The sequence below is a fragment of the Salinicola sp. CR57 genome (genome assembly GCF_003206585.1).
GTDB lineage: Bacteria > Pseudomonadota > Gammaproteobacteria > Pseudomonadales > Halomonadaceae > Salinicola > Salinicola lusitanus.
This window is the reverse complement of record NZ_PZJL01000007.1, coordinates 264211-276347: the sequence shown is the minus strand read 5'-3', so window position 1 is coordinate 276347 and position 12137 is coordinate 264211. Positions and strand designations below refer to the sequence as shown.

Sequence of the window (12137 nt, the reverse complement as noted above, 5' to 3'; positions counted from 1 at the left end):
CGTCGATCTCTCCGGCCTGGCCGATGGGGAAATCACCAGCTCGCTGGCGATCACCGATACCGCCGGCAACAGCGCAACGGTAACCGGCGATAGCGTGACGCTGGATGTCACCGCGCCAGGCGACGGCGATGGCATCAACACCGTGACCTTCGTCGACGATGACGGCATCTACAATGCGGCCGATGCCGATGGCGTCACCATCATCGGTCAGGTCGAGGACGGTGCATCGATCAGCACGCTGACCATCACCAGCGCCAATGGCGGCGAGCCCGTGGTGGTCGAAGGCATCGACATTGACGTCACCGATGGATCGTTCTCCTACATCGCCGATCTCTCCGGTCTGGCAGATGGTGAACTGACCGCGACTCTCACGGTCACCGATGCCGCCGGCAACGATGGTACGGTCTCCGACACTGCAACGCTGGATACCACCGCCGATGCCGCGCCGCTGGCAACACTGACCAGCAATGATGACGATGGTCTGGTCAGCACCGACGAAGCCGGTACGGCCAGCTACACCGTCAGCGGCCTGGATGACGACGCCACGGCGGTCGCCACCTTCACCGACGTCAATGGCGATACCGCCACGGCCGATGTCGCTGCCGATGGCACGTTCACGGTCGATCTCTCCGGGCTCGCCGATGGCGAGATCACCAGCTCGCTGGAGATCACCGACACGGCCGGCAATACCGCTATGGTCGACGGTGACAGCGTCACGCTGGATCAGACCGCGCCAGCCGTTGACGACGCTGCGGCCAATATCAGCGAAGCAGGCCTGGATGGAGCGGCCACTGTCACGGTCTCCGGTACCATGACGATCGACGACAGCGGCAGTGGGGTCGAATCCATTACTGTCGGCGGCCCGGCGGGCATCACCGCCGGAGGTGAAACCGTCGACTGGAGCGGCAGCTTCAGCGAGGGGGTCTACACCCTGAACGGGACGGCGAATGGCACGACCGTGGCCACGCTGACAGTCAGCACGACCGGAGCCTACACCTACACCCAGTCGCAGGCGCTCGACCATCCGCTGGCTGGCGCCGACATCCTGGCGCTGGGATTCGATGTCACCGCCAGCGATCAACTGGGTAACGAGAGCAGCGGCGAACTGACCGTCAACCTGACCGACGATGTCCCCGTCGCCGCGCAGCCGGCATTCTTCGAGATCGATACCGACTCCACAACGGCGACGGGCAGCTTCGTCGAGAGCTACGGTGCCGATGGCGGCTACGTCTCCGAACTCACCATCGACGGCTACACCTTCAGCTACGACCCGGAGACCGACAGCGTTTCCGCGACCGGCAGTTCCGAGCTGGTCGTCCCGTTCGAGGATGGAGACTACGACAGCGGCTCCGGGGAGTTGACGATCCAGACCGTCAAGGGCGAGACCTTGACCGTCAATCTGCAGGACGGCAGCTATGACTACGATGCGTCCGGCGCCAACCTGCTGGATCCGGAGCCGGAAGCGGCGCCGGTGGTCGCCCTAGGCGCAGACGATAGCCTGCTGGGGCTGGTAGGGGTCGAGGCGCTGGGACTCGCCGACTTCAGCGACCAGCAAGCGTTCGCCGCCACCGATGCCAATAACGACATCACCTCGGTCACTGTCTCGTTGACGGCCCTCAGCATTAGCGTTGGCGCCGGGTTCAGGGCCTCCCAGGCACTGGCCAACGAGTTGGGCCTGACCTACAGCGTCGACAATCTCGCGCTACTGGATTTCGATGCCTCGATCACGGTGAGCGCCAGCGACGGCGGCACCATCGACAACCAGGCACTGAACGAGTTTCTCGGATCGGTCTACTTCAGTTCCGGCCTGGCTAATATCGGCCTGGGATCGACGGTATCGATCTCCGCAACGGATGCACAAGGCAATACCACCAGCACCTCCAACAGCGACCTTCTCAGCCTCGGGTTGCTGCAGAGCAATGTCCCCACCTACCTGGTCCAGGGTAATGCCAACGCCAATACCCTGAACGGCACCACCGGTAACGACCGTCTTTACGGCTACGGCGGCAACGATACGCTCAACGGCGGCGAGGGTAACGACCTGCTGCGCGGCGGTGCCGGCAACGACACGCTCCTCGGCGGGAGCGGTAATGACATTTTGATCGGTGGCACTGGCAACGACACGCTGACCGGCGGTACCGGCAATGATGTCTTCCGCTGGGAAGCGGGCCATCAGGGCAGCGTCGGCGCACCCGCCAACGACACCGTGACCGATTTCAACGCCAGCCGCGTCTCTTCTGGAGGAGACATTCTCGATCTTGGCAGCCTGCTCCAAGGTGAGGGAAAAGTCGGCAGGAATGCCGGCAACCTCACCAACTACCTGCACTTTGCGCTGGTCGGTACTGCCACGCTGGTCTACGTCAGCAGCGCCGGCGCGTTCCAGGGATTGACTGATGCCGCCGCCAAAGAAGCGGCAGCGGATCAGATCATCACGCTGCAGGGCGTCGATTTGACCGCCAGCGGTGCGAGCGACCTCGCGATCATCGAGACGCTGCTGGCCAACGGCAATCTGATCGTCGATGACGCCTCGGCCGATACCGACCTCTCGGGCAGCGTCTCGACCGGTGTCGACGCAGTGATCTCCGACGGCGATGGCGATACTGCCGGCACCAGTGTCGAGTTCGACAGCACCGGCCAGACACCGCCGACACCCGATCCCGACAACGTCGCTCCCATCGTCCAGGCCAACTCCTCCTCGCTGCTCGGCATTGCCGGGGTGGACTTGCTGGGCCTGATCGATTTCGGTGACCAGGACTTCTTCGCCGCGGACGCGGATGGCAACCTGCAATCGGTGACGGTGGCTTATCAGCCGCTGCTCAGCCTCAACCTGAACGCTCTCGAGTTCACCGCCTCCCAGCAGATGGCCGACGAACTGGGACTCAACCTGGCCTTCGATAGCGACCCCGGGCTGCTCGGTCTGGTCGCGCCCTCCGCCAGCGTCACCATCACCGCCGCAGATGGCGGCACGATCGACAATCTGGCGATCAACGAATTGCTGGCCACCGTGGCGTTCGCCGATACCGACGGCTTGCTGGGGCTCGGTGTCGACCTCCAGCTCTCGCTGCTCAACGCGACCAGCATTACCGCCACTGACAGCGACGGCCGCACCGCCACGGACTCGCTCGGTGAGCTGGCCAACCTGGACGCCCTGAGCACGCTGCTGGGCAACAACGACAACATCGTCGAGGGCACCAGCGCCAACGAGACGCTCGATGGTGGCGCCGGCAGCCAGCGCCTCTACGGCTACGAGGGCAATGACACCCTCAACGGCGGTGATGGCAACGATCTGCTGCGCGGCGGCGCGGGAGACGACACCCTCAACGGTGGCGCCGGTAACGACCTGCTGATCGACGGCAACGGTGCCGACACCTTCAACGCGGGCGCCGGAGACGACCTGATCGTGACCAGTGGTAACGGCTTCGCCTCGATCGACGGTGGCGACGGGTTCGACACCCTGCTGCTCGACGGTGGCATCGACCTCGACATGGTCAACGGCGGCCTCGGCCCCATCACCAATATCGAGCGGCTGGACCTGGGCAGTGGCGACGAGGCCAGCACCGCAACGTTGAGTGCCGAAGTCGTCGATGCCATGACCGATGACGACAACGTGCTGCAGGTCACCGGCGACGAGCAGGACACGCTCAATATCCAGGGGGCGACGGCCGACGGCGCCATCACGCTGGGCGGTACCGCCTATGACCAGTACACCTTCGGAGATACCACCATCCAGGTCGAGCAGGATACCGTCCAGGTCGAGACCTGAGCGATGGCCGGACGCCGCCGCTCCCCGTGGGCCGCGGCGTCGGCCACCATCGACAACAACGCTGGCGACGTGATGTCGCCAGCAGAGGAATATCGCAGGCAGAAGGAAAAACGGTCATCGACGACTTATCCCAACACGCAGAAAGGTGGTCTATACGCATGCTGGCAATCGTCGTCTGTCTAGCGCCTACCCTGGCAAAGGGTCAGGAAGCCGACTGGTGGAATGCCGTCGACCACGAGGCCACCGGCCGCGGGGCGCCCAAGGTCGTCCCGAGGATCAACGCGACGCTGCCGACCGAACCCTGGTCGCCCTCGACGACATCGACGATCAGGCCCACCGATACCGAAAGTCGGTCTCGCCCCACCTCGCGCTCCGGGCCGCTGTCGCTCGAGGATGCCGTGCGTCGGGGGCTGGCAATCAACCCGACGGTCCGCGCGGCGATCGCCGATGCCAGCGCCGCCGGTACCGAGGTGGATATCGCCGAGTGGGGCTACTTCCCCACCGTCGACCTCTCGGCGGGTCCGGAGGAGTTTCCCTTCAGCGAGTTCGGCTACGAGGCCTCGGCCCGCCAGATGCTCTACGACTGGGGCCGCGTCGATAGCCAGGTTGCCAGCGCCAGCGCTGCGGAACGTGAGGCTCGTCGAGCGCTCGGTGTAGCCGAGGAGGAGGCCGCGCTCGATATCGCCGAAGCCTACCTGGACATCCTGGCCGCCAGGCGTCGGCTGGAAGTGACCCAGCGTTACGTCGATCAGCTCGAGGAACTGCGCAGCCTGACCCGGGATCGCGGCAGCACCGGCTATACCGACAGCAGCGAGCAGGGGCGCGTGGCACTGGACCTGGCCCAGGCCCGCGGCGATCTGGCCACGGAACGCGGTTCGCTGAACGATGCACGTCAGCAGTTCCGAGTACTGGTCGGGGCCTCCCCGGATGCGCTGGATACGCCCGATCCGGAGACCCTCACCGACCGTCTGGATGACGCGAGACTGGAAGAGTGGATCGTGGCGGCGCCGGCCTACCGGCAGGCAGTGGCGACCGCCGAACAGGCACAGGCCGACCTGGACGAGACCCAGGCGTCACTCAAACCGCAGCTCAATCTCGAAGGTTCGCTGGAGCGGCGCCAGATCGGGGGCGAACTGCAGAACGACTCGGTGATCGGGCTGCGCCTGCGAATGGACACGCTACAGGGGCTGGCCAACTTCCAGCGTCCAGACGCCGCCCGGCAACGGCTCGAGGCCGCCCGTTACCGCGTCGACAGCCAGCGCCGAGAAATCCGCCGCAGCGTGCTGACCTTGATCGAGAATGCCGAAGTCTACCGCCAGCGCCAGCAGGCGCTGACCGACCAGGTCGAGGAGGCCCGATCCGTGGGCGATCTCTACGACGACCAGTTCTCCGTGGGGTTGCGCGACGTCAACGATCTGCTGACGATCCGGCAGGAAGCGTTCTCGGCTCGCCGCCAGCTGATCGACCTGGAGAGTCAGCAGAAGCGCATCCAATATCGCGCCGCTTCTCAACTGGGACTGATCAACCCGTTGATCACGGGCCGCCTGGGAGATGACATCCCATGAGCCTCTCCTCCTCCCAACATTTCACGGATCCGATCGACGAGAGCAGTGACCCGCTGCGAGAGGGCATGGTACTGCTGTGCCGTCGCCTCGGCCGCCCCACCTCCCTGTCGGAGCTCGGCGACGGGCTGCCGTTGGAGCAGGGAAGGCTGCCGCTGAGGGAAGTCTCCCGCGCCCTGCGCCGGGCCGGGGTCAGAGCCCGCGTGAGCCGACGCTCGCTGAAGGATATCTCGCCGCGATTGCTGCCGGCGCTGCTGATTCTCGAGAGCGGCGATACGGCACTGCTGGAATCGCTGGACGGCGAGGAAGCCCGCATCGCTCTTCCCGAAGCCGACGGCGGCGAGGAGACGATGACACCGGAAGCCCTGGACTCTCTCTACAGCGGCACGGCGATCTTCGCTCGGCCGGCCGCCCGCAGCGACGACCGTGCCGGCAACTTCGCCCAGGCGGCTCCCAAACACTGGCTGAAGGAGCCGTTGAGAGCCTGCTGGCCCGCCTATGCCGAAGTTGGCGTCGCCGCCCTGGCCGCCAATGTCCTAGCGATATCCACCGCCCTGTTCGCGATGCAGGTCTACGACCGTGTCGTTCCCAACGCCGCCTTCGATACGCTGTGGGTGCTGGCCAGCGGCGTAGCGCTGGCGGTGCTGCTGGAGTTCCTGCTCAAGGGGCTAAGGGCACACCTGCTGGAGGTGATCGGCAAGCGCCTGGATCTCGAACTCTCGTCGAAACTCTTCGAGCAGGCGGTTCGCCTGCGCCTCAACGCCAAGCCCTCCTCCACCGGTGCATTCACCAGCCAGGTACGTGAGTTCGAATCGGTCCGCGAGTTCTTTACTTCCGCCACCGCCGGCGCCATCAGCGACCTGCCCTTCGTGGCGCTATTCGTGCTGATCATCGCCTGGATCGGCGGCCCGGTGGCATGGGTACCGGTGGCCGCCATCGCCGGCATGATCCTCCCCGGGCTCCTGCTGCAGCGCTATCTGGCCAGGCTGGCTCGTGAGAACCTGCGCGAGGGCGCGGTCAAGAACGGCGTGCTGCTGGAGTCGCTGGACCAGCTCGAGACCGTCAAGGCAACGCGGGCCGAGGGCAGAAACCTGGCGCTGTGGGAGTCGCTCTCGGCGCAGCTCTCCAACGCCTCGATTCGGCTGAGAGCCGTCACCAGCATGCTGACGCATTCGGCCTCCCTGTTGCAGCAACTGGGGTACGTCGGCATCGTCATCGTCGGCGTCTATCGCATCAGCGCCGGTGATATGACCATCGGCGCGCTGATCGCCTGCTCCATCCTCGGCTCGCGGGCCATCGCCCCGATGGGCCAGACCAGCGCCCTGCTCGCCCGTTGGCAGCACGTCAAGGCGGCGGTCGAGGGGTTGGACGAACTGATGCAGGCCCCCAACGAAAGCGGCACCGGCCAGAAAGTCCGTAAACCCCGGCTTCGAGGCGACTATCGCTTGGAAGAGGTCGTGGTCCGCCATCAGGAAGAAGGGCCAGCCGCGCTGCAACTCGACGAACTGACGATCGAGGCGGGCTCGCGGATCGCGCTGCTGGGCGGCAACGGTGCCGGAAAATCGACCCTGCTGCGATTGCTTTCCGGTTTCGTCGAGCCCACCGCCGGCCGCGTGATGCTCGACGACATCAATATCACCCAGATCGAATCCGCCGACCGGCGCCAGGCGATCGGCTATCTCCCTCAGGATATCGCGCTGTTCTACGGCACCCTGCGGGACAATCTGACCCTGGATGGCGCGGCCTACGAGGACGAGGAGATCTTCCAGGCGCTGGACGGCGTCGGCCTGGGCCGATTCGTGCGTAGTCATCCCCAAGGGCTGGAGTTGCCGATCGCCTCCAGCGGCAGCGTCTCCGGCGGACAGCGTCAGGCCATCGGCCTCGCCCGGCTGGTGCTGCAGGATCCCCGCATCGTACTGATGGACGAGCCCACGGCCGCTTTCGACCAGAATAACGAAAAACGCGCCGTGGCATTCCTCAAACGGTGGATGGAAGGTCGCACGCTGATCGTCTCGACTCACAAGAAGCCGCTGCTGGACCTCACCGAGCGCGCCATCGTCCTGCGCGAGGGCAAGCTGGCAATGCAGGGCAACCTCGACCAGGTCGTGCAGGGCAATCGGATCGCTTCCGGCAACCCGAGCCCGAGGGAGGGACGCTAGATGGCTACCACACTCAGCGACCAGGAGCTGCAGCGCCAGCTTGGCGACCCGCGGGCCAACCTGCGCCATCCGCTCGCCCGCCCCGTGGTGTGGGCCGTCCTCGTCTGCCTGCTCAGTTTCATCGGCTGGTCCGCCTGGGCGCACATCGCCGTGGTGACCCACGGCCAGGGCCGCGTGATTCCGGTCAGCCGCATCCAGTCGATCCAGAGTCTGGAAGGCGGGATCATCGATGAGATCAAGGTGCGCGAAGGCGATATCGTCGACAAGGACCAGTTGCTGGTCAAGCTCAGCGGTACGCGCTTCCGCAGTGCCTACCAGGAGACGGAAAACCAGGTCCAGGCGCTGAAAGCCGCCATCGCCAGGCTGCAGACCGAGGTGCTCGAGGCGGATAGCATCGACTTCCCGGCGGACGTCGACGCCCAGAGCTCGCTGGCCCGCTCCGAGCGCGAGCTGTTCCACGCCCGCCGGGAAAAGCTGCGCGAGGCCACCGACTCCCTGGACCACGAGATCCAGATGGCCAGCCGGCGGCTGAACCTGATCCAGCCGCTGGTCGAGCGCAAGGCCGTCAGCCAGATGGAGGCGCTGCAGCTGCAGCAGGATATCGCCTCGCTGCGTGGCAAGCGCGCCGAGATCCAGAACAGTTACGTGCAGGACGCCTACACCGAACTGACGGACAAGAAGGGCGAGCTGTCGTCGCTGGAGCAGGTCTTGGTGCAGCGCCAGGATCAGTACCAGCGTACCGAGCTTCACTCGCCGGTGCATGGCCGGGTCAACGCGATCAACTACACCACCCGGGGTGGCGTGGTGCCCCCGGGCGAGACCATCATGGAGGTGATTCCGCTGGAAGACCAGCTGCTGCTCGAGGCCAAGATCAAGCCGCAGGACGTTGCGTTCCTGGCGCCCGGCATGCCGGCCAGCGTCAAGATCACCGCCTACGACTACACGATCTACGGCGACCTCGAAGGCACGGTCGAGCAGATCAGTGCCGATACCATAGAAGAGGAGACGCCGCGGGGCACGGAATCCTACTACAAGGTCTATATCCGCACCGACAGTGGCTCATTGACGCACCATGGCAAGGAGCTACCGATCATCCCCGGCATGATTGCCCAGGTCGATATCCAGACCGGCGAGCGCAGCGTGCTGGACTACCTGCTCAAGCCGCTGCTGAAAGCAAAACTCTATTGAGGCTTGCCAGCGTCGTGCAACGGCGCTGGCGGTAATGGCTTACCCATGTTCGGCGAGCCAGCGCTCTGCCTGCTGGCGCAGTGCTTCGTCGGAGCTGCGATCCGCCCGCGCCTGCCCCGCCACCGCCCGCCGTGCGTAGTCGAGGGCCTGGGCATGCTCGCCTTCATCCTCCAGATATTGGGCATAGTAGAAGTTGGTATCGATGCCGTCGGGTCGGATATCCACCGCCTTCCGCAGTAGCTCCCCCGCCTTGTCCGAATCGCCGAACGCGATCGGCCAGCCCGGCGCGTGCTGGTAGAGCGCACCCAATGTCACGTAGGCCGAGCCGTTCTCGCCCTGGGGGTCGATGGCGATCGCCTTTTCCAGCGCCGTACGCGCCCGCTTGGCCAGGTCCAGCGCCCCCAGGCCGCCCTTCGCCTTGGCGTAGGACGCCAGGACGACCCCCTGGGCCGTCAGCACATGGGCGTTGTCCGGCTGATTCCTGGCCAGCGCATCGGCTTCGTTGGCCAGGTCTGCGAACGCTTTCATGCGGGCGTCGCCCTGCATCTGGTATTCGACGTTGCCCCACCGCTGCATGAGGGAGAACAGGGTCGCATCCGGCGTCTGCGCCACGGCGGTCGCTGCCGCGAACAGGAGCCCCACCGCCACGCCGATCCGCAGCACCGGCCGGCGCCAGGAGCGGTAAGAGGGAAAACGCTGCCGCCATTGTCGTTGCACTGCCGCAATACCTGAAAGAGCCATCGGTGCCACTCCTGAACGAGCCATCGTTGCAATCTAACGAGCGTTTGAATTCACCACTATAGGGTTTTAGTCGCAGGCTCTGGGCCTGGACCTCGAAATGGCTGCCGAAAACTGAATAACGTCTACGCTCAGGGGTGAGAGGCACCGACGTGCCGCCTGTCGAGGTAGATCGTCGTGACAGATGTCATGGAGTCGGTTCCCCCCTGCCTATCCGCTTCCGAGTTTGCCGCGTCGCTGCGCCGGCTTACCGCCGATTGGCCCCACCCCGCTGCCGATCCCGAATCACTGGCGCGACGTCTGCGGCATCTCGTGGCATCGCGACTCGACCGGATCGATCTCCCCGCGCAGGGAAGAACACTTGCCCGATGGCAACGTCTATCGGATATCGCCGCGCTCGATCTCGGCCTGGCCAAGCTGTTCGAGGGGCATACCGACGCCCTGGCGATTCTGGCCGAGATATCCAGGCTCGGCCGCTATCCCGCCACGGCGCGCTGGGGCGTCTGGGCAGCAGAGCCTCCCTTCGCCCGCCTGACACTGCGGCAGGCTTCCGGACGGACGGGAGCGCTGGTCGATGGCGACGACGTCGTTCTCGACGGCACCAAGGCGTGGTGTTCCGGGGCGCATGCCTTGACCCATGCGCTGGTCACCGGCTGGTTCGAGGAAATCCCCTGTCTCGCCGCCGTAGACCTGTCCCAGCCCGGTGTTCAGGTGACGACGCGTGGCTGGGCGGCGGTCGGCATGGCCGCGACTGCCAGCGTCGAGGTCGAGTTCGAGAACGTCGAGGCCACCCTGGTCGGCGACCCCGAAGCCTACCTTCGACGACCCGGCTTCTGGCAGGGCGGTATCGGCGTTGCGGCTTGCTGGTGGGGTGGCGCACGACGGATCGGTGAGACCCTGCTGGCCGGGGCCACCCCGGGCGATCCCCATCGCCTGGCCCATCTCGGCATGGTGGATCTCGCCCTGTACAACGGCGCCGCGAGACTGCGCGAGGCGGCCGCCTGGATCGATGCTCATCCGGCAGAGAATGCCCAGTTTATCGCGCTATCGGTCAGGGCCGCGATCGACGACATGGTCGCGACGATCATCGAGCACGCCGGGCGGGCGCTGGGCGCCGCGCCCTACTGTCGCGACGCGGCCTTCGCCCGGATGATGGCGGACCTGCCGGTCTTCGTGCGCCAGACCCACGCGGAGCGGGATCTCGAGTCGATAGGCCGCGACTTGCTGCAACGGCGCCAGGACGACAAGGCGCCGCTCCCCAGTGACGCATCCCCTCACCATGGATGGAGATTGATGTCATGAATCACGAAGCCACGGGGTCCGAAGCGGCCACGGCCGCCGATGACCGCCGAACCGTCGGCGACGGCACGCCGCTCGCCGAGTGGCGGCAATGGCAAGGTCTCTCGGCGCTTCCCGCGGTCGATGCCGGGACGCTGGTGCCCGCAGGCTCCCGCGCCGTGGTCGTTGCCCCCCATCCCGACGACGAGATTCTCGGTTGCGGCGCGCTGCTGCAGCAGTGGTCGGCACTGGGTCGCGAGTTGTTGATCGTGGCGGTCACGGAGGGAACCGGCAGCCACCCCGGCTCTTCCGCCTGGCCGCCGGAGCGGTTGGGCCAGGTGCGACCCGAGGAGAGCCGGCGGGCATTGTCGCGGCTCGGTCTCGAGGAGGTGGACGTCATCCGGCTGCACCTCACCGACACCCGGGTCAACAAGGAGGCCCATGAATTGGCCCATCGCCTGCATTGGCTCCTCCGGCCCGGCGACGTGCTCGTCACCACCTGGCGCGGTGACGGCCACCCGGACCATGAGGCTGCGGGGCGCGTCTGCGCCCAGCTCGCCGACGACCACCGGCTGGCGCTGGTCGAACTGCCGATCTGGATGTGGCACTGGGCCAAGCCCGAGGACAAGCGCATCCCCTGGCACCGGGCCCGGCGCGTTACCGTCGATCACGATCAACTCGCGCGCAAGCGAGCGGCGATGACCGAACATGCCAGCCAGTGCGAGCCCGACCCGTCGACGGGCCGGCCCGCCGTTCTGTCGTCGCTCACGCTTGCCCGTCTCCTGCAGGACCACGAGGTGGTGCTGACATGAGCGAAGCCTCGCTGATGGACCATTTCGAGCGGCTCCATGCCAGTTCTCCCGACCCCTGGGGATGCGACACACGCTGGTACGAAGCCCGCAAGCGCGCCTTGACCCTCGCCATGCTGCGCCGGGAGCGCTACCGCCACGGCCTCGAGCCCGGCTGTTCGGTGGGCGCGCTGAGCGCTGAGCTGGCCCGGCGCTGCGACAGCTTCACCGGTTGGGATGCCAGCGCCAGCGCCGTGGCTCACGCCAGAAAGCGGCTTGGGCATCTCGACCATGTGCGCTTCGAACGACGCGAGCTCCCCACTGCCCTGCCCTTGGCCGCCTTCGACCTGATCGTGTTCAGCGAGATAGGTTACTACCTGGACGAGACAGCATTGGGGGCCACGCTACAGTCGCTACAGCGAGCTATGGCACCCGCCGGCGATTTCATTGCCTGCCACTGGCGCCACTCCCTAGCCGACGGCTACCGCTCCGGCGATGCCGTGCATGAGTGTCTGCACGAGCAACTGGGGCTGACCGCGGTATCGAGCCTGGTCGAGCCGGACTTTCGAATCGAGCTGTGGTCCGGAGAGGCATCCGAGACCGTACCGGCGGGAGAATCGAGATGACGCTGGCGACAACCAGGCGACACCCGGTGCTGCGG

General features: G+C 66.0%; 8 protein-coding genes. 7 read left to right on the top strand and 1 reads right to left on the bottom strand.

Annotation, left to right across the window (positions count from 1 at the left end; all coding sequences use genetic code 11):
- The 4 genes from DOM56_RS14040 to DOM56_RS14025 all read left to right on the top strand — a co-directional run.
- Positions 1 to 3763 (top strand): type I secretion C-terminal target domain-containing protein (locus DOM56_RS14040; protein WP_157958243.1); only part of this gene is annotated, 3763 nt, incomplete at its 5' end.
- A 158-nt stretch (positions 3764 to 3921) separates the two neighbouring features.
- Positions 3922 to 5328, top strand: coding sequence for a TolC family protein (locus DOM56_RS14035; RefSeq protein ID WP_110709736.1), 1407 nt, complete (start codon positions 3922 to 3924; stop codon positions 5326 to 5328).
- The gene (locus DOM56_RS14030; RefSeq protein ID WP_110709735.1) at positions 5325 to 7484 is read left to right on the top strand and encodes a type I secretion system permease/ATPase; all 2160 of its coding nucleotides are present in this window, start codon (positions 5325 to 5327) and stop codon (positions 7482 to 7484) included. Before DOM56_RS14035 ends, DOM56_RS14030 begins: the two co-directional genes overlap by 4 nt.
- Entirely contained in the window at positions 7485 to 8672 is a 1188-nt protein-coding gene (locus tag DOM56_RS14025) for an HlyD family type I secretion periplasmic adaptor subunit (protein ID WP_110709734.1), read from the top strand.
- Between the two features lie 39 nt (positions 8673 to 8711).
- On the opposite strand, the gene DOM56_RS14020 is transcribed toward DOM56_RS14025, so the two are convergent.
- Positions 8712 to 9413, bottom strand: coding sequence for a hypothetical protein (locus DOM56_RS14020; protein ID WP_232822306.1), 702 nt, complete (start codon positions 9411 to 9413; stop codon positions 8712 to 8714).
- A gap of 174 nt (positions 9414 to 9587) precedes the next feature.
- On the opposite strand from DOM56_RS14020, the gene DOM56_RS14015 reads away from it, so the two are divergent.
- Genes DOM56_RS14015 through DOM56_RS14005 form a run of 3 tightly spaced genes read left to right on the top strand, consistent with a single transcriptional unit; the run spans position 9588 to position 12102 of the window.
- A complete protein-coding gene (locus DOM56_RS14015) occupies positions 9588 to 10712 on the top strand; it encodes an acyl-CoA dehydrogenase family protein (RefSeq protein WP_198655788.1) in 1125 nt (374 codons plus the stop codon).
- Positions 10709 to 11500 (top strand): PIG-L family deacetylase, encoded by a 792-nt coding sequence (locus tag DOM56_RS14010; protein WP_110709732.1) that lies wholly within the window; start codon positions 10709 to 10711, stop codon positions 11498 to 11500. The genes DOM56_RS14015 and DOM56_RS14010 overlap by 4 nt, the downstream gene beginning before the upstream one ends.
- A complete protein-coding gene (locus DOM56_RS14005) occupies positions 11497 to 12102 on the top strand; it encodes an SAM-dependent methyltransferase (protein WP_198655787.1) in 606 nt (201 codons plus the stop codon). The genes DOM56_RS14010 and DOM56_RS14005 overlap by 4 nt, the downstream gene beginning before the upstream one ends.
- Positions 12103 to 12137: the final 35 nt, after the last annotated feature.